This is a genomic window from Candidatus Methylomirabilota bacterium (assembly GCA_036002485.1).
In the GTDB taxonomy this organism is placed as follows: Bacteria; Methylomirabilota; Methylomirabilia; order Rokubacteriales; family CSP1-6; genus AR37.
Genome location: DASYTI010000214.1, coordinates 18,381 through 38,525, shown reverse-complemented (window position 1 = coordinate 38,525; position 20,145 = coordinate 18,381). Strand labels below are relative to the sequence as shown.

At 67.4% G+C, this 20,145-nt stretch carries 20 protein-coding genes; 9 read left to right on the top strand and 11 right to left on the bottom strand.

Annotated elements, in window-relative coordinates:
• The 4 genes from VGT00_19175 to VGT00_19160 all read right to left on the bottom strand — a co-directional run.
• Positions 1-821 (bottom strand): hypothetical protein (locus VGT00_19175; GenBank protein ID HEV8533553.1); only part of this gene is annotated, 821 nt, incomplete at its 3' end.
• Positions 809-1,948 (bottom strand): ABC transporter ATP-binding protein, encoded by a 1,140-nt coding sequence (locus VGT00_19170; protein HEV8533552.1) that lies wholly within the window; start codon positions 1,946-1,948, stop codon positions 809-811. The genes VGT00_19170 and VGT00_19175, both read right to left, overlap by 13 nt.
• A 23-nt stretch (positions 1,949-1,971) precedes the next feature.
• Positions 1,972-3,087: an extracellular solute-binding protein gene (locus tag VGT00_19165; protein HEV8533551.1), complete on the bottom strand. Its 1,116-nt coding sequence runs from the start codon at positions 3,085-3,087 to the stop codon at positions 1,972-1,974.
• A gap of 34 nt (positions 3,088-3,121) precedes the next feature.
• Complete coding sequence (locus VGT00_19160; protein ID HEV8533550.1) at positions 3,122-4,447, bottom strand: aromatic ring-hydroxylating dioxygenase subunit alpha; 1,326 nt, start codon at positions 4,445-4,447, stop codon at positions 3,122-3,124.
• A 284-nt stretch (positions 4,448-4,731) separates the two neighbouring features.
• Between VGT00_19160 and VGT00_19155 the strand changes: the two genes are divergently transcribed.
• Positions 4,732-6,378 carry a glycoside hydrolase gene (locus VGT00_19155; protein HEV8533549.1) on the top strand — a complete coding sequence of 549 codons (1,647 nt, stop codon included), beginning with the start codon at positions 4,732-4,734 and terminating at the stop codon, positions 6,376-6,378.
• A gap of 17 nt (positions 6,379-6,395) precedes the next feature.
• On the opposite strand, the gene VGT00_19150 is transcribed toward VGT00_19155, so the two are convergent.
• From VGT00_19150 to VGT00_19125, 6 genes are all read right to left on the bottom strand, one after another.
• Positions 6,396-7,112: a dienelactone hydrolase family protein gene (locus VGT00_19150; GenBank protein HEV8533548.1), complete on the bottom strand. Its 717-nt coding sequence runs from the start codon at positions 7,110-7,112 to the stop codon at positions 6,396-6,398.
• Positions 7,113-7,125: 13 nt separating this feature from the next.
• Positions 7,126-7,887: an alpha/beta fold hydrolase gene (locus tag VGT00_19145; protein ID HEV8533547.1), complete on the bottom strand. Its 762-nt coding sequence runs from the start codon at positions 7,885-7,887 to the stop codon at positions 7,126-7,128.
• Between the two features lie 50 nt (positions 7,888-7,937).
• Entirely contained in the window at positions 7,938-8,414 is a 477-nt protein-coding gene (locus VGT00_19140) for a cupin domain-containing protein (protein ID HEV8533546.1), read from the bottom strand.
• Between the two features lie 48 nt (positions 8,415-8,462).
• A complete protein-coding gene (locus VGT00_19135; GenBank protein ID HEV8533545.1) occupies positions 8,463-9,155 on the bottom strand; it encodes a Rieske 2Fe-2S domain-containing protein in 693 nt (230 codons plus the stop codon).
• A gap of 51 nt (positions 9,156-9,206) precedes the next feature.
• The gene (locus VGT00_19130) at positions 9,207-10,247 is read right to left on the bottom strand and encodes a 2Fe-2S iron-sulfur cluster binding domain-containing protein (protein HEV8533544.1); all 1,041 of its coding nucleotides are present in this window, start codon (positions 10,245-10,247) and stop codon (positions 9,207-9,209) included.
• 350 nt (positions 10,248-10,597) lie between these two features.
• Positions 10,598-11,143, bottom strand: coding sequence for a hemerythrin domain-containing protein (locus VGT00_19125; GenBank protein ID HEV8533543.1), 546 nt, complete (start codon positions 11,141-11,143; stop codon positions 10,598-10,600).
• 181 nt (positions 11,144-11,324) lie between these two features.
• Here VGT00_19125 and VGT00_19120 point away from each other — a divergent pair, with 181 nt between their 5' ends.
• Positions 11,325-11,582, top strand: a complete 258-nt coding sequence (locus VGT00_19120) for a GlsB/YeaQ/YmgE family stress response membrane protein (GenBank protein HEV8533542.1) — start codon at positions 11,325-11,327, stop codon at positions 11,580-11,582.
• Between the two features lie 196 nt (positions 11,583-11,778).
• Positions 11,779-13,464, top strand: coding sequence for a trypsin-like peptidase domain-containing protein (locus VGT00_19115; GenBank protein ID HEV8533541.1), 1,686 nt, complete (start codon positions 11,779-11,781; stop codon positions 13,462-13,464).
• Between the two features lie 10 nt (positions 13,465-13,474).
• On the opposite strand, the gene VGT00_19110 is transcribed toward VGT00_19115, so the two are convergent.
• On the bottom strand, positions 13,475-14,248 hold the full coding sequence (locus tag VGT00_19110; GenBank protein HEV8533540.1) for a dienelactone hydrolase family protein: 774 nt from the start codon (positions 14,246-14,248) through the stop codon (positions 13,475-13,477).
• Positions 14,249-14,456: 208 nt separating this feature from the next.
• Between VGT00_19110 and VGT00_19105 the strand changes: the two genes are divergently transcribed.
• The 6 genes from VGT00_19105 (at position 14,457) to VGT00_19080 (ending at position 20,143) form a co-directional block, all read left to right on the top strand.
• Positions 14,457-15,092 (top strand): NIPSNAP family protein, encoded by a 636-nt coding sequence (locus VGT00_19105; GenBank protein ID HEV8533539.1) that lies wholly within the window; start codon positions 14,457-14,459, stop codon positions 15,090-15,092.
• Between the two features lie 105 nt (positions 15,093-15,197).
• Positions 15,198-15,815, top strand: coding sequence for a VOC family protein (locus tag VGT00_19100; protein ID HEV8533538.1), 618 nt, complete (start codon positions 15,198-15,200; stop codon positions 15,813-15,815).
• Positions 15,816-15,861: 46 nt separating this feature from the next.
• The gene (locus tag VGT00_19095; protein ID HEV8533537.1) at positions 15,862-17,130 is read left to right on the top strand and encodes an ABC transporter substrate-binding protein; all 1,269 of its coding nucleotides are present in this window, start codon (positions 15,862-15,864) and stop codon (positions 17,128-17,130) included.
• Between the two features lie 260 nt (positions 17,131-17,390).
• On the top strand, positions 17,391-18,239 hold the full coding sequence (locus tag VGT00_19090; protein HEV8533536.1) for a branched-chain amino acid ABC transporter permease: 849 nt from the start codon (positions 17,391-17,393) through the stop codon (positions 18,237-18,239).
• Between the two features lie 6 nt (positions 18,240-18,245).
• On the top strand, positions 18,246-19,388 hold the full coding sequence (locus tag VGT00_19085) for a branched-chain amino acid ABC transporter permease (GenBank protein HEV8533535.1): 1,143 nt from the start codon (positions 18,246-18,248) through the stop codon (positions 19,386-19,388).
• Positions 19,385-20,143, top strand: a complete 759-nt coding sequence (locus VGT00_19080) for an ABC transporter ATP-binding protein (protein HEV8533534.1) — start codon at positions 19,385-19,387, stop codon at positions 20,141-20,143. The genes VGT00_19085 and VGT00_19080 overlap by 4 nt, the downstream gene beginning before the upstream one ends.
• Positions 20,144-20,145 lie beyond the last annotated feature (2 nt).

The following is a 20,145-nucleotide window of genomic DNA, read 5'->3' as shown; positions in this document are numbered from 1 at the left end:
ATCAGGACGGACAGGGCGGTGGCCGCGTCGTAGCGCGGCACCCGGGTGACGAGCAGGTCGTAGATGGTGGTGCTGAAGACGAAGAAGCGGAAGGGCAGGCCCAGCACCTGCTCCACCTCGAAGGTCTGGAGCGAGACCATGGTCCCGAGGAGCAGCACGGACAGGATGACGGGCGCCATGACGGGGACGGTGATCCGGAGGGCCGTCCGGAGCGTGCCGGCCCCCGCCACGCGCGAGGCTTCCTCGAACGAGGCGTTCATGTTGCGGAAGGCCGGGGTGAGAAGGATCACCTTCACGGTGAGGGACCCGGTGATGATGTGGACCCACACGATTCCCCAGAACGAGTAGATGTTGAACGGCCTCGCGCCCACGAAGGGGAGCCTGGCGAGCCAGGTGTTGACGAGGCCGTACTCGGGGTCGAGCAAGAGGATCCAGCTCAAGGTGACCGTGAAGGGGGGCAGGAAGAAGGCGGCCCAGAAGGCGAACTCGATCCAGCCGCGGCCCGGGAGATCCGTGCGGGCGAGGAGCCAGGCGACCAGGATGGCGAGCGGGAGCGAGAGAAGCTGGCGGACGAACGTCACCTTGAGCGTGTTGAAGAGCGCGGCGCGGAGGCCGGGCTCGCCCAGGGCCGCTCGCCAGCCGTCGAGGCCGTAGCTGGCCGGCTGTCCCGGCGGGGCGACCTGAAGGCTCTGGACGGCGACGAGGACGAGGGGGAAGACGACGCACAGGGTCACCGCGGCGAGGGCCACGGTGCAGAGCACGGTCTGCTGCTCGATCCTCCGCGGCGTGATGACCGCGACCGCCTGGGTCAGGCCGGCCACACGCTCACCGTTTCCGGTGGGAAGCCGAGCTGTAGCCGCTCGCCCTCGCGCCACTCGCGCGCGCGGGGCAAGAACAGCACGATACGGTACTCTCCGCCAAGCGCCACCCGCGCCTCGTACCGGTCGCCGACGAAGGACAGGGTGTCGATGACACCCGGTAACCGGTTGGTCTCTCCCTGCGCGAGGTCATCCGGGAACACCTGGATGTCTTCCGGTCGGATGGCGAGGTGCGCCGCCGCGCCCGGAGCGAGGGCGACGCTGGGGGCGGCCCGGCCGGCCAGGGTGCGCCCGGAGAGCGCTCCGTTCAGCTCCACGGCGACACGGGCGAGCTCGTGACCGGACGAGGCGGGACCGACACGGCCATGCAGGATCACCGTCTGACCGAGAAAGTCGCGCACGAAGGCGGAGGCAGGCTCTTCGTACAGGCTGCGCGGGGGACCGACCTGCTCCACGCGCCCGCGGTGCATCACCGCGATGCGGTCGGAGAGGCTGAGGGCCTCGACCTGGTCATGGGTGACGAAGAGCACGGTGATGCCGAGGCGGCGCTGGAGTAGCTTCACCTCCACGCGCATCTGCTCCCGCAGCTTCGCGTCCAGGTTGCTGAAGGGCTCGTCCAGGAGCAAGAGATCCGGCTCGTACACGAGGGCGCGGCACAAGGCCAGGCGCTGCATCTGGCCGCCGCTCAGGAGCGTGCCGGGTCGGGCCTCCATCCCCCCCAGGCCCACCAGGTCGAGCACGCGGGCGACCTTGTCGCGGACGAGAGCCCGCTTCATGCCGCGCACCTCGAGCGGGTAGGCGACGTTCTCGAACACGGTCATGTGCGGCCACACGGCGTACGACTGGAAGACCATGCCGAGGTTGCGCTGGTTCGGCGCCGCGAAGAGCCGGCGGGACGCCGACGCCACCACGCGGTCGCGCAGGGTAATCTCGCCCGCGTCGGGATGCTCCAGGCCGGCCACGAGCCGCAAAGTGGTGGTCTTGCCGCAGCCGCTGGGGCCGAGCAGGGTGAAGACCTCCCCACGGCGGATCGACAGCGACACGCGGTCCACCGCCGCCGTCGGGCCGAACAGCTTGGTGACGCCGTCGAGCGAAAGGACGGTCTCGCTGATGCCGGGCGTCGTTCCCACGCTTGGGCCCACCCTCGGGTCCGTTACTTCATCACCGCCTTGGCGATGTCCTGCGTCTTGATGACCTCGGCCAGGTTTTCCTCCGCGTCCACCTGCAGGAACTTGGCGCCCCGCGGCACCGCATACAGCGGATTGCCCGGCTCGACGCCGACGCGGCGGCTGTTCGTCTCGACCTCACGCGCCCAGGCGACCTGGGCGTCCTTGGTGAGCAGCCAGTTGATGAAGAGCTTCGCCGCGCTCGGATGCGGCGCCCGGTTGATCAGCCACACGGTACTGGCGCCGGAGCTGAACGTGTCCAGCTCGGGGAAGCGGAGGAGCTTGAGGTTCTTGCCGAGGCCTTGGCGCTGGAATTGACTCAGGAGCAGAGGGTTGACCCCGAGGGCGATCGGATAGCGGCCGCGGACCATGAACTCGGCGATCTGACGGCTGTCACGGCTCAGGGCCGGCTCCTGGTCTACGAAGAGCCGTTTGATGACGTCGTCGCCCAGGTGGAGACGGGCACTGGTCATCGGCCAGAAGGCATCACCCATCACGCGCACGTCAGGCAGCAGCAGCTTGCCCTTCCACCGGGGATTCAGCAGCTCGGTGAGGCCCTTGACCTGGTCCTCCGTCACGAGGTCGGTATTGATGGTGACTCCGCCGCCGCGCACGGCGCTGAAGCCGTAGGCGAGCGCGCGATCCTTCACCACCGCGAAGCCGCGCTCGAAGCCGCCGTCCCACGCGGCGTCGTCCGTCGCTTCGGGCAGCACGATGGCCGGTCGCACGGGATCCCACACGCCGGCCGGACGTAGTACCTGGAGCGCCGTGCTCGTCGGGATCGTGGCGACGTCCCAGGTGAAGAGGCTCGCCTGGCGCTCCTGGAGAATGCGCGGCGCGAAGTCCTGCGAGTGCAGGCCCGTATGCTCGACCTTGATGTCGGGATACGCCTGCGTGAAGGCCTTGAGGGCCCGCTTGTAGCCGTCGCCGGGGAACGTGTTGACGACGACTTTGCCTTCCTTCTTGGCCGCCGCCACGATCTGAGGCCACTCGGAGGGCGCGGCCGCCCACGCGCCGGACCCGCCTCGGGCCATGGCCAGGGCGGCGCCACCGAGCACGACGGACTGGATCAGCTGCCGCCGGCTGACTCGCTCGTCGGCCATCCTGGACCCTTTCTTTTCGCCGTGCGTGCCTGACTCAGCCGGCGTTGGGAGCTTCGGCCGCCGAGGTCGACCGCATCCGCCCCTGTTCCTGGAGGTAGCGTACGGAGACCCGGCTCAAGGGCACGGCCTCCGGCGCCATGCCGTCGGGGTTCTTGTACTCGAACGGGGCGTCGCGACCGCCGAAATGCCTGGTGACGACCAGCCGCCGCCACTGGATCACCTCGGCGTCGGTCGACGAGAGCTTTTCCGGGGTGTCGTAGCGCTGGTTGATCATCACGCGCTCGTCCTGACGCGAGAAGTTGTACTCGATGATCCACCGGTGCACGGCCGCGTAGGTGACGCGCTCCCAGAGCCGCCCGAGCGCGCTCTTGGGCCGGGTGCAGTGGTAGTACCAGACCCGGGTCCGGTGCTCCTCGACGGGCACGCACATGCGGGTGTAGAGGTCCCAGCCGAACTCGGCGCGGAACATGCCGGGCAGGTGGTGGCCGCCGCACCACTTGGCCGAGCGCGGGGAGGGAATGTGACGCCGCGCCCGCTCCGCGAGCGGCCGGGACAGCCAGGTCCAGAGTCGGCGATAGGTTGTCTTCGGCCACTTGCGGCCGTCGGGATAGAGGTCCTGCCGCGGGTTCTGGCGCAGATAGTTGCTCTCGGCCACGTCGCCGCCGAAGCCGTTGCCCACGAAGATGGGGTGCTCGCCCTGGGCGCCACGGGCGATGAAGCCATTGCGGGCGACCACGATGGCATTGCGGTGAACGTAGTTGACGTGCGAGTCCATCGAGTTCTCGAGGGCGACCTCCCAGTTGCACCGCCACTCGACCTGGCCGACGAGGACGAGGGACTCCGCGTCGAAGAACTCCTCGGGCACGTCCTCCTCGATAGGAGCGGGAGCGCCCTCGCCGATCCACACGAAGACGAGGCCCTTGAGGGTCCGCGTGGGATAGGCCTTGGCCTCGGTGCCGGCCTTGCCGCACACGCCGGAGGCTGGCCCTTCCGACAGCACCATGACGTTCTTGCCCGACTCGTCGAACACCCAGCCGTGATAGGGGCAGGCGACGGTGCCGCGATAATGACAGTCGCCCTCGCTGAGGCGCGCGCCCCGGTGCGGGCAGACGTCCTGGATGGCCACGACGTCGCCCTGGGTGCCGCGGAAGAGACACAGCTCCTCGCCGAGCATCGAGACCTTCACCGGCTTGCGCCGGGCGACCTTGCTCTCCGCGATGGCGGGGTACCAGTAGTTGCGCAGGCCGAGCTTGGGGATGAGGTGTCGGATGTCGCCGGCGAGCTTCGGGACGTTCCCGTTTGCCGGCGGCGCGTCCGCTACGTGCAGGCGGGGCGTCGATTGCGGAGTGGGTGCGGGCACGCCGGCCTCCTCTCGCCTCTCAGGGCTTGAACACGGCGAAGCATTTGCTCGAGTTGTTGTCTGCAAAGGTTTGGGCAACCCTAGGCCGCTCGCCCACGGCTTGTCAAGCGGATCACGGCCGGCTTGCCCTCTGCTATACTCGCCGCCGTTCTATGCGAGCGAAGAGACGACGCGCCAAACCGCCATCGCGTCGGTCATGATCGAGGCGATCGACGTCCGGACTCGACACCGACTTGCTCGACGAGACTCGCCGTCGTTCTGAGGCTCCTATCGCCGAGGCGACCGTGCGCGTCGACGGCGGGGCCAGGGGGGGCCCCCTCCGTCGGATCTGGACCAGCTTCGGCTACGACGAGATCAACTGGACCTCGACGCCCGCGGGCAAGAGGGCGCTCCGGGTCATCGGCGAATTCGCCGAGCAGCCGTACTACGTGCGCTCCCACTACATCTTCAATAGCGGCATCGGGTGGTCCTTGCCGCACTGGGGCGCGGGCAACGTCTACCACGAAGACGCCGCCGGCCGGCCCTTCTACGATTTCACCATCGCCGATCAGGTGTACGACGCCGTGGTGGAGGCGGGGCTGCGGCCCCTGGTGGAGCTCGCCTTCACGCCGCGAGCCCTCGTGCCCGACGACGCGGAGGCGCGCTTCGCGTACGAGCCCAGCCCCACCCAGTGGAGCCCGTACGAGGCGGGGCTCTGGTCATTCCCTCCCAAGGATTACGGGAAATGGGCCGGTCTCGTCCGCGCCCTCGTCGAGCATTGTGTGGCTCGCTACGGCGCCCCGCATGTCCGCGGGTGGCTGTGGGAGCTGTGGAACGAGCCCGATATCTCCTACTGGCGCGGAACGGCCGAGGAATTCTACGCGCTCTACGACGTGACGGCGGCCGCCGTGAAGGCGGCGCTGCCCGAGGCCTTGGTGGGCGGCCCCACCACCACGGGCGATCTCGGTCCCGGGAGACGGGGCCACGAGTTCCTGCGCGGGTTCCTGGCCCACTGCGCGAAGACCTCCGTGCCTCTCGACTTCGTCTCCTTTCACACGAAAGGGGCGCGTTTCGACCCGTGGCGGGTCTACGGACCGCTGGGGGGCCCTGCGCCGCGGAAGCAATCCCCCTCGAGCCTCAAGATGCTGCGCGAGGTGCGGGCGGCCCTGGACGCGGTGGCGGCCCATTCCCAGTTTCGCGATCTCCCGTGCATCGTGGACGAGTGCGACGCCTCCGTTCCCGCGCACTGGGGCGTCTACGACAACGCGAACTTCGCCTACCGGAACACCGAATATTTCCCGGTCTTCCAGTGCAAGCTGATGAAGAGGCTCCTGGATCTGAGCGACTGGAGCGGCGCCCACGTCGACCAGGCGACGACCTGGAGCTTCTATTTCGAAGGTGAGCGCTTCTTCGAGGGCACTCGGAGCCTCTTCACGGCTCAGGGCGTGGAGAAGCCGGTCCTCAACGCCTATCGGATGCTTTCCCGGCTGGGCCACACGCGGCTCGCCGTTGCCTCGAGCCATGCCTGGCCGCTCGAAAAGCTCGATGACGGGGAGGCCGGCATGCCCGAGGAGATCGACGCGCTGGCCACCTTCAACGGTGGCGATTGCGTCACCCTGCTCGCGTGGCGACACGCCGATGACCAGTACTTGACCCATCCCGGGGAGACCGACGTCACGTTTCGCGTCGAGCGCTTGCCCTTCGAAAGCCGCCGGGTCCGCCTCCGTCACTGGCGCGTCGACGCAAAGCACAGCAACAGTCACACCGCCTGGAGGCGGCTCGACGCCCCGCAGGATCCCACGGACACCCAGCTCCGAGCCATCAAAGAGCGCCAGGGGCTCGAGCTGTACGAGCCCGAGCGGGAGGAGGCGATTCGAGACGGGGCCCTCGTGCTAAGGGTTCCCTTTCCCCTCCCGAGCGCGTCGCTGATCGAGATCCACTCGCTCCCGTGACGGGGCCGCCGGATGGATCACACCGTGCGCTCCAGGAAGCTCGTCACGAGCGGCCAGGCGAGGTCGGCGTAGTGGGGCTGGAAGCCGTCATTGTCGGGATGGCGGAAGCCGTGATTGGCGTCTGAGAAGAAGTGCCATTCCACGAGCTGGCCGTTGCCGATGAAGCTCTGCCAGAGCGGGCCCTGGATGGCGGGCGTGGCGATATGGTCCTTGCCCGCGCAGAACACCAGGGAGGCGCACTTGAGCGTCTTGGCGAGGGCGAAGGCATGTCGCGGCCGGTGCGACGTCTCGGGCTCATCGCGGACGGACGGGTAGTAGAGGACGATGGCGCGCACCTGAGGGTGGTCCGCCGCGAAGGGGATGAGGAGCCGGCCGCCCAGGCAATGCCCGATACACGCCGTGCGGGCCGGGTCTGACTTCAGGCGCTCGATGAGGTAGTGCCAGGCCTCGTCCATCTTCACGAGAAACTCGCTGTCGGAGTGCTTGGCCTGCAGGTCGGCGCCCTGGCCGATGTGATTCGGTCCCGGCACCCCGAACATGTTGAAGAGGCTGGGCACGAGGACGTTGAAGCCGAGGGCGGCCAGCCGGTACGCGTCGATCTTGTAGTCCGCGGTGACGCCATGGGCGTGGTGCACCATCATCACCCCGGGCCGAGGCCCGCTCCCTTCCGGATGCGCCACGTAGCCGGGGATGCCGTCCTCGTCCAGCGTGAGCTTTCGCGCCACCACTCTCATCTCCGTTCTCCTTTCATCGGGTGAAGAACTCGAGCATCAGCCGGTTGACCTCGCCGGCGTTCTCATAGGCCGACCAGTGGCCGGCCCGGGGGATACGATGGAGATCGAGGTTCCCGACCACTTCGCGGATCTGCCCGATCAGGACATCGGCGGGACGAAAAGCTGAATCGTCCCCCACCCCCCACAGCACGCGAAGGCGACCCTCGAGGCGGGCGAGATCGTCGAGGAGGGTTCCGCCCCCACTGACCTTTCGGCTATTGAAGCGGGTGTGGCGGACGCAATACGCCTGGATGTCGACGGTGTCCTCGGTCACGCTCGCCGGGTCGCTCAGCATGTTGACGAGGAGGTTGTGGCGGCAAATCTCCCGGAAGAGCCGGTCATCGTCTCCCGCCTCCCGGTAGCTGCGGGTGGGCCGCTCGGCGAAGGTGCGCGGCGGAAATCCGGCGGGAGAGACGAGGCACAGGTGGGTCACCCGAGATCCAAGACGGCGCGCCAGGTTGGCCGCGATGACCCCGCCGAAAGAGAACCCGGCAAAGCGCAGCGGCGCATCCCCGGGGAACATCTCCGCGAGGAGACGGTGGACGAGATCCAGGTACTCTTTCCCCGTCGTCTCTCGCGGCACCGAGGCCGAGGCGCCGTACGACGGGTGATCCAGGGCATGCACGGTGAACCGGGTGGCCAGGGGCTCGATGTTTCGGATCCAGTGCTGCCAGCACCCCATCCCGCCGTGAAAGAGCACGACGTCGGGCCCGCTCCCCCTCGTGCGCACCGCCATGGGCGGCGCCCCATTTCCGGCCATGAACCGGCCCACCGATAGGTCGACGCCTAGCCGACGGCGGGCAAGACTTTCCCGCCCGCCTCGACGGATTTGGCGTCGATGAGGACGACGGCGAGCACGCAGGGCGCGGTACCGCGATTGACCCAGTTGTGGATGGTGCCCCGCTGCACCATGACGTCCCCGGCCTGCAGATGGACGAGAGAGTCGTCCAGCTCCATGTCGATCTCGCCGGAGATGACGACGATGTAGTCAATGGAGTCCGTCCGGTGGTTGCGCGCGGCGAGACCGGGCGCGAACTCGATGATGCGGAAGATCGTGCCGCGCTTCAGCGTGGTGCCGACCTTGCGCAAGCTCTCGTCGGCCTCGCCGTCGTTGTTGACGGGAAAGCCTTCCGTGGTCCACACGTTACAGGCCGTCGCTCCCGGCCGGCCCGTGAAGAGATTCTCCGAGAGCTCGTCGATCTTGACGATCGCTCGCCCGTTCTTGTCATGACCCGTGATGACCCGCCGCACCCGAAGCGCCATGTCTCGCCCTCCCGTCGGCTCCTGATCACTCCTCGCCGAGGGCGAGCCTCAGCCTTCGAGCGCGATGTACAGGTCGCCCTGCTCCTCTTTGAGCCGATAGCCCTTGAGCCCCTCCTGCGCGTCGCCCAGGGGCGCCCCCGTCTTGAGATCGAACTGCCACATGTGCTCCATGCAGGTCAGGGTGGAGCCGTCGTGGATGCCCTGCTCGAGGGGGACGGCTTCGTGAGGGCAGATGGCCTGGCAGGCGACGAAGGCATCGCCGGTGTTCACCATGAGAACATCGACACCGTCCACCGAGAACTGCTTCATGCCGTTGGCGGGGACATCGGCGCGTCCACACACGCGCTTCCAGGTCGCGGGCTGGGTGGGCACCTCCGGCTGGGGCGCCCGGCTTTCCGCCGCGCGCTTGATGTCGTCGTCGCTCATCTTGTTGGCCCCCGCGACGCCCGGATTGTAGCGAAGCCGCTCCACGGGTCGTCCGCCCAGGATGTGCGAGGTGAGGATCTCCTCGAGATCGGACTCCTGGACCCCGCCATACCAGACGTCATCGGGATAGATCACGATCATGGGGCCGTGGCCGCACTGCGAGAAGCAGCCGGCCTTGTTGATGCGCACGGCGCTCTGCTTACCCGCCTGACGAGCCCCGTCCCGCAGGACCTTCACGAAACGCTCGGTATCGGCCTGGGTGGGGCACGTCTCCCCGCTCGTGCACACGAACACGTGACACTCGTACTGGCCCATTGCCGCTCCTTTGGTTGACTGTGGTGTAGTGCCGCTGAGGGCCGCGTGCCGTCAGCTGAACTTATCGTACCGGATATCGGAGGGCGCCAGCCGCGCCTCGCGCAGGAGCAGGCGCAGACTCGCGTCGACCATCGGGGGTGGCCCCGCCACGTAGGCTCGAATGTCGGCGAAGCGGGTTTTCATCCTCTCGCCGGCCACCGCGTGCACGAAGCCCCGCGCGAAGACGAATCTCGGATAGGCGGCGGCCAGCGAGTCGGGAACCTCCTCGTCGGAGAGGGCGACGGTCACCGCGAGCCGATCCGGGAACCGCGCCCGAAAGGCTTCCAGCTCGTCGAGGAAGAATCCGTCGCGCGCCGTGCGGACGCCGAAGAAGACATGACCATCCCAGTCGCCGAAGTGCCCGCCCTGACAGGCCAGGGAGAGAATCGACATCATGCCGGCGATGCCGCTTCCCCCCGCGATGCAGAGCACGTGCTTGCGCAGGGCAGGGTGGAAGGTCGCGTGCCCGAGGGGGGCGAAGAGGCCGAGGCGCGTGCCCTCGACGCCGTCGCGGAAGAGCCACTCGCTGACCGCGCCCCCCGGCTTCTTCTTGACCACGAACGACAGGCGCTCGGCGAGAGGGTCGAAGTTGACCATCGAATAGGCGCGCGCCCCGGTGATTCCCGGCACGGTGAGGAGGGCGAACTGCCCCGCCTCGAAGTCGAGGGCACCCTCGAGATCGATGTCGAAGGCCGCGACGTCGTGGGTGAGCCGGCGCAGACGGCGCACGGTTCCCCCGAGCGCGCGCGGGGCGGGGGTGCCCGTCTCGCGCTCCTTCAAGGGGATACCGACGTCGAGTGCGCAATCCCCCTGGGCCACGCACTGACACATGAGGAGCTCGCCCTCGCTCTTCAGATAGCGGCGGCCGGGGGCGTCCGGCCACTCGCTCTCGGCGCGTCCACTGACGAGCCAAGCCTTGCAGGTGCCGCACGTGCCCGTGGCACACTCGTAGGGCAGCTCGAGACCACTCCGAAGGCCGGCGTGGAGGATCTTTTCTCCGGGGTCGCACTCGAACTCGCGTGCCCCGTTCCTGGCGCTTACGACGATCGTCATGGCGCTCCGCCGCCGAGCACGTGTGTGAAATCATGCTGCTCGAGCGGTCCCCACACTTTCGGGGGAGGGCGGAGAAAAGTCAAGCGCCTCCCGGACCAGGGCACCGCGCTCGACGCCCCCTGGGCGCGATGCGCGGTGCCCGCGTCAGCGGCCTAGCGCGAACTATTCACGAGAATGTCTACCGCATCCTCGCCTCCCTCTCACCCTGCCCTCTCCCCCTTCGGGGGCGAGGGATGAAAATGAATCCCTCTTCCTCGGAGAGGGAGAGGGCCGCACTTCGAGCTGAAGGGCGCAGCCCTGAGGCGAGGGCTGAGTAGACCAGGGTGGTGTTATCTCGCGAATAGTCCAGACTAGGTCCGCACCATCTCGGTCAGCCTGGTCAGGATGTTTCCGTTCATCGACTCCTTGGCCTGGGCGAGCCGTTGACCCAGCTGGACGAGCTCCTCGCGGTCCATGAGCTTGCGCGCCCGCGGGAACATCTCCGTCTCCTCCTCCTCGGCGTGGTGCTCGACGAGGTCCTTCAAGACCTTGGCCTTGGCGGCGAACTCGTCGGACCCGGCGTCGAGCTTCTTGATCTCCGGCAGCACCATGTCGACGACGTGGTGCTCCTCGAGGGCCTCGTAGTACAGCTTCTTGTCGTCCTGCTTCTCGGCCGCGTCGCGGAAGGCGGGATAGAAGATCTCCTCTTCGATCTTGGTGTGGATCTTGAGCTCCTGTTCGATCGACTTGAGCAGGGTCTCCCGCCGACTGGTGGCCTTGGTGGTGGTCTTTTCGAGCTCGCCGAGCAGCTCGCGGACCTTCTCGTGATCCTCCTTGAGCAAGGCGATCGCGTCCTTCTCCGCGGTGCGTCGTGCGCTCTGTCGTGTGCTCTGACGGGTCATCTTCTGGGTCCGCATCGTGTCCTCCTGGCGCGAGACATGTGCTCGCGCCGCCATGAGTGAGCGAGTGAGCTGATGAGCTGTCGTCGATTGCGCAAGCAAGGCGCGTGCCCACCCTGTCGCGCGCGGCATGGCAATTGCTGCGTGATCAGGTCGTCGAAGACGGGTAGCTTTGCCAGACCAGCGAGGGAGGTGGATCATGAGCGTGCTGATGTGGATCGTATTCGGGTTGATCGTGGGAATCGTGGCCAAGTTCCTGATGCCGGGCAGAGATCCTCGGGGCTTCATTTTCACCGTCGTTCTGGGGATCGTCGGGGCCCTGATCGGCGGATTTCTCGGGCGCACCATGGGGCTCTATGGAGAAGGCGACTCCGTGGGCTTCGTCATGGCGGTCATCGGGGCGATGGTTCTGCTCGCCCTCTATCGATTCATCGGCGGAAGGCCCCATCGGGTCTGACCGGGAGCCCCGGTACGACGAAACTACCGGGTTTCTCTTACCGTTGCTCCCGGGCCCCATGAAGCACTCGCTAGGTGTCGGAATGGGGTCCGGGGGACAACGGGCCGCGGGGGGGCGGAGTCTGCTATGATGACGTCCCCATTTACGGGAGCCCTCGCTCTACCCGACCCAACCTGCTCCCGTACGAGAGGCCCGAGTGTTCAAGCGCTGCCTGCATTGGATGTGCATTGTCGGCGGGGTCGCCGCCACCCTCCTGGGGTGCGCCTCCCACGGCAACACTCCTCCCGCATCTGAATCGACGTCGTCCGCGACCCTGGCCCGGCAACGCCAGGAAGCGGACACGTTCAAGGCGCAGGCGCGCCAGGGCCTCATCGATTTTCTGCGAGAGAAGCCGCGGCCTCCCAAGTGTGAAGTCGGGTACCTGAGCGGCCAGCAGCTCACGGTCCTCGCCACCTCGGAGTGGGTTGAGCGGGCGGGGCTTCGCCGCGGCGACCGGATCATCAGCGCGGAGGAGATTCCCGTCGCGAGTCTGGACGGTCGACCTCTTCCCCCCTCCGCCGCCGGCCCAGTGGTGCCGCACAAGGTGGTGGTGGCGCGAGGCGGTCGACAGATCACCCTGACCCTGCCCTGCGTGGTCAATCCCGAGGTGTGGCTCTCCGCTCGACGCATTCAAGAAGCAGCCGCGGCGGGGGACTGGGACAGGTGTCAAGCGGCCGCCCTCGACTACATCCACTCCGTGGGTTTCTTCGAGGCCCTCGCCCTGGAGTTCCGTGGCCGGTGCGGGTTTTACCGGACCTTGCTGCGAGGCGAGCGATTCAACCTCGACATGGCGAGAGATCTCTACGAATGGCAGGTGTTTCGCCTTCGAGAGAAGAGCTATGAGCCGGGCGGGCTCGACGAGATCAAGGAATCGGTCCTCGCGGGCGTCGCCGTCCTCCGCCGCGAGGGCTACCGGGAGCATGCGGAGAATCTCGAGGACCAGCTCCGAGGTGCCCCCGCCCGCGTCGTAGCCGAGCTCGCCAACCCCCAGCCCGGACCTGTGGCCGCTCAGCCGATACCATTCGGCCAGCCCACGCCTTTCGCTCCGCCGGCGCCCGCTGCTCCGCCGGCGCCCGTGGCTCAGCCGAGACCGGTCACCCCGCCACCGCCCGTGACTCCGCCGACGCCGACCGCGCCCCGGCCGGTTCCGTCCTCGCCGCCGACACCGGTGGCCACTCAGCCGCCACCTCCCCCTCGTCCCGCGCCTGCGCCTCAGCTGGTGCCCACGGCGGCCTCCAGCCAGGGCACCGCATTCTTCGTGCGACCGGACGGCGTGCTTCTCACCGCCTTGCACATCGTGGAAGGCGCGCGCTCCATCGTCGTGAGGTGTCCCGGCCGCGAGCCGACGTCGGCCACGATCAGCAATAGTGCGCGCGGCCAGGATCTCGCCGTCCTCAAGACCTCTCTGGCCGCTCCCGCGTACCTCAATGTGCGGGAGGCGCGGTCGGTGGAGCCGGGCGATCCCATCTTCACGGTGGGCTTCCCCGCCGAGGGGGCGGCCAATGCCGCCTCGAAGCTCGCGGATGGATCCGTGAGCGCCGTGTCCGGACCCGATGCGGAGACGGCCTTCCTCCGGATGACCGTGCCGGTCCAGCCTGGCCATTCGGGTGGACCTGTGGTCACCGGCGATGGATCGGTGGTCGGGGTGGTCAGCTCGATCACCGCCATCATTCCGCTACTCAGAGAGCCGAGTATCCTGCCTCAGAACGTCAGCTGGGCGGTCAAGGCGGACTTCGGCAGACCGCTTTACGCCCAGCCGCCCGCCATGCCCTCTCCCAAGAGCAGGACAGAGGCGATCGACCGCGTGACTCAAGCAGCCTGTCAGGTGGTGGCCACCAGGTAGCTGTTTCGACTCACCCTTTGGTGTACTGCCGTACGAACTCCTGGCTGCGTCGCCACGCATCGGCCGAAGCCTCCGCGAACTCCGCGTACTTGCGGTCGAAGAAGCTGTGGGGCGCGCCGGGATAGACCGTGAGATCGTGCTTGACCCCCGCCTTGCGGCAGGCCGCGTCGAACTGATCGACGTCGCTCTGCGGAATGCCTTCGTCCGCCCCGCCGAAGAGCGACAGCACCGGGCAGGTATAGCGGCTCACCGCATCGATGGGCTTCGGCCGGTCGGGCCACCGCTTCAATCCGAGGGGCCAGCCGTAGAACCCGATCACCCCGGCATACCCGAGCCCGCTGGCCGCCTGGAGATAGGAGAGCGCCCCGCCGAAGCAGAAGCCCACGGAGAAGAGCGACCGCACCCCACCGCCTTCCGTGCCGCGCAAGTACGCGGCCGCGGCCGCGATGTCCGCCTGCAGGGTCTCGGGCTTGGTGAGAGGGACCTGGGCCATGAAGTCGAAGCTCTCGCTGCGATCGTCGGAGGGCGCAGTGCGGGCGAAGAAATCGATGGCCACCGAGTCTATTCCCACCTCGGCAAAGCGGTCGGCGAGCTCCTTGTAGTACGGGTGGAGTCCGCGCACGTCCGGGATGACGACCATCCCGGCGCCCGTGGGCGCGCTCGCGCGAGCCGCGTGGGCCATGAAGCGCGTGCCGTCGGCAGAGGCGAGGCGAAAATCGCGGGAGCCGGCCGAGCCGCCGGCGATCGGGTGAATTGGAGGATAGGAGTCATCATCGACGCACATGTGAGCCTCCGTGGTGAGAAGGTGGCGGCTCCGCCGCCGACCGCGCGGCCGGCCGGAGCAAGTGCCCGCCAGAGTACGGAGGCGATAGCCCTCCGTCAAGACTCTCCTGGGTCTCGCACTCGGGTCGAACTTGGCCTAGACTTACCCGAGGTTGGGCGCAGGTTGCGTCTTCGCAGCGGAACCGATAGCCAGACGAAAGGAGTAGACCATGATCCACGAGTTGCGCACCTACACGCTGATGCCCGGTAAGCAGGGTGAGTACCTGAAGCTGAACGAACAGGTCGGTCGGAAGGTCCGGGGCGACAAGTACGGGAAGCTCGAGGGCTCGTGGACGAGCGAGTTCGGTCTCCTCAACCAGTTCGTCCATCTCTGGAACTATCCGAGCCTCGACGAGCGGGACCGGCTGCGGGGTGAGCTGGCCAAGAACGAGGAGTGGACCAAGAGCTATGTCCCGCAGATCCGCCCGATGATTCAGGCCCAGGAGAACAAGATCCTGTCCGTGCAGCTTCCCTTCAAGCCGCCCGTGGAGCCCGGCCATCTCTACGAGCTCCGCTGGTATCGCGCGCACGTCGGGAAGGCGGGGGAGTGGCTGGGCCACTTCAAGGCCATCATGCCGGTACGGGAGAAATACTCCACGAACGTGGGCGTCTGGCAGACGGAAGCGGGGCAGCTCAACGAGGTCGTGCACATGTGGGCGTATCGCGACCTGAACCATCGGGCCTCCGTGCGCGGGCAGGTGATGCAGGATCCCGAGTGGCAGACCTTCCTCGGCAAGTCTGCGCCGCTCCTCATCGAGATGCGCTCGGTCATCCTGAACCCGGCCCCCGCATCACCCATGAAGTGAGCCGGACGGGAGCGAATCGGGTTAGACTGATGGCTGCTTCAGCCGCGCGGATGCAGACGGCGAGGCGGAGTTGCCATGGAGCAGTCGAGTAACGGAGGGACACCAATGTCCAAGGAAGACACGTCAGCAGCCTCAGGGCAGGCCCAAGCGCCGCGCGGCATCAATCACCTCGTCCTCAACGTGCGGAACCTGGAAGCCTCGCATCGGTTCTGGACCGAGATCATCGGCTTCCGGTGCGTGGCCGAGCTCAAGCCCATCCCGGGACGCAAGCGGCCGAAGATGCGCTTCTACAGCGGCCTCGACGCGCAAGGGCACGTGACGCATCACGACCTCGCCCTGGCCGAAGTCCAGGAGCCCGAGGCCAACGGCGGGGACCGCGAGAAGTGGGACCTCATGCCCGGCCGGACCGGGATCAACCACGTGGCCATTGCCTGGCCGGACCGCGAGTCCTGGCTCAAGCAGGTCGCGTTCCTCCAGAGCAAGGGAGTGCCGTTTCACCGGCGCACCAACCACGGCATGACCCACAGCGTGTACATCTCCGATCCGGACGGGCACGGCATCGAAGTGCTGTACGAGCTGCCGCGCGAAGTGTGGGAGAAGGACATCGACGCCGCCCAGAACTACTCGGAGCAGCTTCCCACGGAGGGAGCCGAGTCGCTCGTGGACCGGACGGACAATCCCGTCTTCGGCGAGGCAGCCCCGTCAGCGGCCAGCCGGGCCTGAGATACGCGCAAAGCGTAGGAGCCCGAGCGACTCCAGGAGCGACGTGATGGCCGCACCGCGGGTGAGCCGGCGCGCATTTCTTCGCGGGGCCACGGTGTCCTCCGTCGGCGTCACCGCTTTCCCGACTCTGCTCCGCGCCCAGCCGCGGACGATCAAGGTCGGCATGGTCAGCCCGGTCTCGGGCCCCATGGCCGAGGTGGGGCAGGACTCCAAGCTCGGCGCGCAGATGGCCGCGGAGGCCATCAATGCCGCGGGCGGGATCAAGTCGATGGGAGGCGCCCGTCTCGAGCTGCTGCACGCGGACAGCGAGACCAAGCCCGATGTCGCCCGCTCGGAAGCGGAGCGGCTCATCAACGCCGGCGCCCAGCTCTTGACGGGCGGGTTTCACTCCGCGCACGTCGCCTCGATCGCCGCCCTGGCGCAGCAACGGCGGGTGCCCTACGTGATCGACATCACGGCCGCCGACGCGCCCACCGCCAATATCGCCAAGTCCGTGCGGGAGGGCCAGCAGAAGCTGCAGTACGTGTACCGCATCTTCCCGGGCAGCGTCATCTTCGGGCGCAATGCCGTCCGCTACATGACGGAGATCTTCCGCGAGGCGGGCGTCAGCCCCAAGCGCGTGGTGGTCCTGTACTCCAATGACCTCTTCGGCAAGACGCAGACGGAGAGCTTCCAGGTGGCGCACAAGGCCGCCAGCCCGGGGTTCGACATCGTCGACGTGATCCCGTACCCGGAAAACGCCGTCGACCTCGCCACGGAGGTCTCGCGAGCCCGGGCGACCAAGCCCGACATCATCGCGCCGGTGACGCGTCCGGCCACGGCCATCCTGCTGCTCGATGAGCTCGCCAAGCAGAGGGTGGACGTGATGGGCATCATCAGCCCGGGCGCGCCCGGCTTGTACGAGACGAGGCAGATCCAGCAGCTCAAGGAGCGGATCGAGTACGTCATGGACTGCACGGTGTACGCGAACTACCGGCTCCCCGCCACCCAGCGGATCGCCCCCGAGTACCTGAAACGGTCCGGGGGGCGGAACTTCGACGCCAGCGCCGCCTATTCGTACGAGGGCGTGCTCGTGATCGCGGATGTTCTCGAGCGCGCGGCCACCACCGATCCCGACGCCGTGGTGGCCGCCATCAAGAAGACCAGCTTCGGCGGCGGGGTGACCGTGTCGACGGGGCCCGTGGTCTTCAACGAGACGGGCGACAACCCGAATGCCAGCACGGCCATGCTCCAGATCCTGGGCCAGAAGCCCAAGGTGGTCTGGCCCAAAGACGCAGCGGAGCAACGTTTCGTCTTCCCGCGCCCCAAAGCGTAGATCTTTCGCTCGCAGGCGGCTGAAAAAGGCCCATCTGCTTCGTTGGCGCCCTCGACTGCAGGCTCAACGTAGAGAGACTACGTCTCGCCTGCGGATCGACTCAGCGCTCGTCTCGCGACGGCCAGGGGCCGCCGAGGCCATCATGGTGGAAGAATCGGCGATCTGCTAACATTCGGCGCGAAGCAAGACTCGGAAAACGCGCCGAGCATGACGGCCGGCGCGGGGGAAGGGCGACCCTGGAGATCATTCTGCAGCTGGCCTTGAATGGCCTCGCCGTCGGCTGCATCTACGGCCTGGTCGCCCTCGGCTTCGTCCTCATCTACAAGACCACCGAGCTGGTGAACTTCGCCCAGGGCGACTTCATGATGCTGGGCGCCTTCACCTGCTACATGTTCGTGGTGTGGTACGGGGTCGGCTACTGGCCGGCCTTCGCCCTCGCCATCGGGGCGGTGGCACTCTTTGGCGCCGTGCTGGATGCCACCGTGCTCCGCCGGGTCATCGGCCAGCCGCAGTTCGCCGTGGTCATGCTCACCATCGGCCTCGCCGCGACGTTCCGGAGCTTCGCGTCGATCACCTGGGGATCGGAGATCTACACCCTCCCCACCCCGTTCAGCGCGCGGGCGACCCGGCTGGGCAATGTGAGCGTCAGCCACGAGTACGTCTCCATCATCGTGGGCACCGTCCTCCTCTGCGCGGTGCTGTACGTCTTCTTCACCTACACGAAGGTCGGGGTGGCCATGCAGGCCACCTCCCAGAACCAGCTCGCCGCCTACTACATGGGCATTCCCGTCAAGCGAATGTTCTCGCTCATCTGGGCGATCTCCGCGGCGGTGGCCGCGGTGGCTGGGGTCCTGCTCGCCCCCGTCTCCCTCATCGACACCAATCTCGGATTCATCGGGCTCAAAGCGTTCGCGGCCGCCGTGCTCGGCGGATTCGGGTCGATTCCCGGAGCGCTCGTGGGAGGCCTGACCATCGGACTCATCGAGCTGTTCAGCGGCACCTATCTGCCGCAGGGCTTCAAGGATGTCGCCGCCTACGTCGTCCTGCTCGTCGTGCTGGCCGTGCGGCCCCAGGGAATGTTCGGCAGCGTGGGCCGGAAGAAGGTCTGACCCGGCATGCGGTTCCTGTTCAAGACCTCCTACGGCCAGGACCTGGCCCTCTTCCGAGACGGCGTCCAGCGGAACTGGTATATCGCCCTCTTCGTCGCCCTGCTCGTGCTTCCGCGCCTCGTCCCCGAGTACGTGGGCGATCTGAGCCTCGTCTTCATCTACGGACTCTGCGGTCTCTCCCTCATGGTGCTCACCGGCTACACCGGCCTCGTCAGCTTGGGCCACGCCGCCTTTCTCGGTATCGGAGCCTACGCCCACGTGTACCTGTCGCAGGATCTCGGGATGCCCTGGATCGTCTCGGTGGCCCTGGCGGTGACAGTGACGGCGGCGGCCGGGGTGCTCGTGGGTCTGCCCGCGCTGCGCATGACCGGTGTCTACCTCGCCATCGCCACCCTCGCCTTCGCCCTCATCATCCAGGAAGTGTTCACACGGTGGGAGCGCGTCACCCATGGGCTCAAGGGCAAGCCGGTGCAGAAGGTGGTCCTCTTCGGCCTGCCCCTGGGGAGCGACCTGAGCTTCTACTTCCTCTGCCTGGCGCTCTTGATCGGCGCCCTCTGGCTCACGGGCAACCTGCTCCGGTCGGCCACCGGGCGGGCGTGGGTGGCCATCCGGGACAGCGAGGTCGCCGCGCAGTCAATGGGCGTCAACCTCGCCGCGTACAAGACCATGGCCTTCGCCTACTCCGCGGCCGTCATGGGTCTGGCCGGCGCGCTCTTCGCCCACAAGATCGCCTTCCTCGCCCCCGATATCTTCAGCGTGCTGCTCTCGATCCAGTTCCTGTTGATGGTCGTGGTGGGCGGCCTGGGCAGCCTGCACGGGGCCGTCTTCGGGGCCATCTTCGTGGCCATGCTGCCCGTGGCCATCTCCCAGGCGCGGGATGCCGTGCCGGTGTGGGTGAGCCAGCTCTTCGCCGTCTTCGGCAAGGACGCGAGCAGCGCCGTCTTCTCCGCGGTGGACCGGTTCGTCAAGCAGCCCGGCCTGGAGCCCGGGATCTTCGGGCTGATCCTCGTGCTCTTCATCCTCTTCGAGCCCCTGGGCATCTACGGCCGCTGGATGAAGATCAAGATCTTCTTCTCGACCTTCCCCCTCTACAAGCACGCGACCTTCCGGCGGCAGAAGTCGTACATGAGATCGGAGCGTCTGCGATGACCTTCTTCAAGGCCGAGGGGCTGGCCATCAACTTCGGCGGGATTCGCGCCGTGGACGGGGTGAGCTTCGAGGTGGAGCCCGGCGAGGTGTTCACCATCATCGGCCCCAACGGCGCCGGCAAGACCACCATCTTCAACCTGGTCTCGCGGATCTATGACCCGAGCGAGGGCCGGCTGACCTTCTGCGGAGAGGACATCACCCGCGTAGCCCCCCACGAGATCGCCCGGCGCGGCATCGCCCGGACGTTCCAGAACATCGAGCTGTTCGAGCACGCCACCGTGCTCCAGAACCTGCTCCTCGGCCGCCACGCCCACAAGGGCTCGCGCCTCCTCGAGGAGCTCCTCTTCCTGCCCAGGGTGCGGAGGCTGGAGATCGAGCACCGGGAGGCGGCGGAGAAGGTGATCGATTTTCTCGATCTGCAGCCCTATCGGGACAGCCTGATCATCAACCTGTCCTATGGGGTCCGCAAGGTGGTAGAGATGGCGCGCGCGCTCTGCGTGGAGCCCAAGCTCCTGCTCCTCGATGAGCCCTCGTCCGGGCTCAGCGTCGAGGAGACGGAGAGCATGGCCTTCTGGATCCAGGACATCAGGAGCCTGCTCGGGATTACCGTGCTCATGGTCGAGCACGACATGAGCCTGGTGAGCGCGGTGTCCGAGCGCGTGCTCGCCTTGAACTACGGCCGGCCCATCGCCCTGGGCACGGCGCGCGAGGTCCAGAGCCACCCCGAAGTCATCAAGGCTTATCTCGGGGGCTGAGA

Coding starts and splice junctions, on each gene's coding strand:
- VGT00_19125 (HEV8533543.1), bottom strand. CDS start 11,143: ATGCGGACCCAGAAGATGACCCGTCAGAGCACACGACAGAGCGCACGA.
- VGT00_19130 (HEV8533544.1), bottom strand. CDS start 10,247: ATGACGATCGTCGTAAGCGCCAGGAACGGGGCACGCGAGTTCGAGTGC.
- VGT00_19150 (HEV8533548.1), bottom strand. CDS start 7,112: ATGAGAGTGGTGGCGCGAAAGCTCACGCTGGACGAGGACGGCATCCCC.
- VGT00_19165 (HEV8533551.1), bottom strand. CDS start 3,087: ATGGCCGACGAGCGAGTCAGCCGGCGGCAGCTGATCCAGTCCGTCGTG.
- VGT00_19095 (HEV8533537.1), top strand. CDS start 15,862: ATGGCCGCACCGCGGGTGAGCCGGCGCGCATTTCTTCGCGGGGCCACG.
- VGT00_19145 (HEV8533547.1), bottom strand. CDS start 7,887: ATGGCGGTGCGCACGAGGGGGAGCGGGCCCGACGTCGTGCTCTTTCAC.
- VGT00_19100 (HEV8533538.1), top strand. CDS start 15,198: ATGTCCAAGGAAGACACGTCAGCAGCCTCAGGGCAGGCCCAAGCGCCG.
- VGT00_19105 (HEV8533539.1), top strand. CDS start 14,457: ATGATCCACGAGTTGCGCACCTACACGCTGATGCCCGGTAAGCAGGGT.
- VGT00_19120 (HEV8533542.1), top strand. CDS start 11,325: ATGAGCGTGCTGATGTGGATCGTATTCGGGTTGATCGTGGGAATCGTG.
- VGT00_19085 (HEV8533535.1), top strand. CDS start 18,246: ATGCGGTTCCTGTTCAAGACCTCCTACGGCCAGGACCTGGCCCTCTTC.
- VGT00_19140 (HEV8533546.1), bottom strand. CDS start 8,414: ATGGCGCTTCGGGTGCGGCGGGTCATCACGGGTCATGACAAGAACGGG.
- VGT00_19080 (HEV8533534.1), top strand. CDS start 19,385: ATGACCTTCTTCAAGGCCGAGGGGCTGGCCATCAACTTCGGCGGGATT.
- VGT00_19135 (HEV8533545.1), bottom strand. CDS start 9,155: ATGGGCCAGTACGAGTGTCACGTGTTCGTGTGCACGAGCGGGGAGACG.
- VGT00_19110 (HEV8533540.1), bottom strand. CDS start 14,248: ATGTGCGTCGATGATGACTCCTATCCTCCAATTCACCCGATCGCCGGC.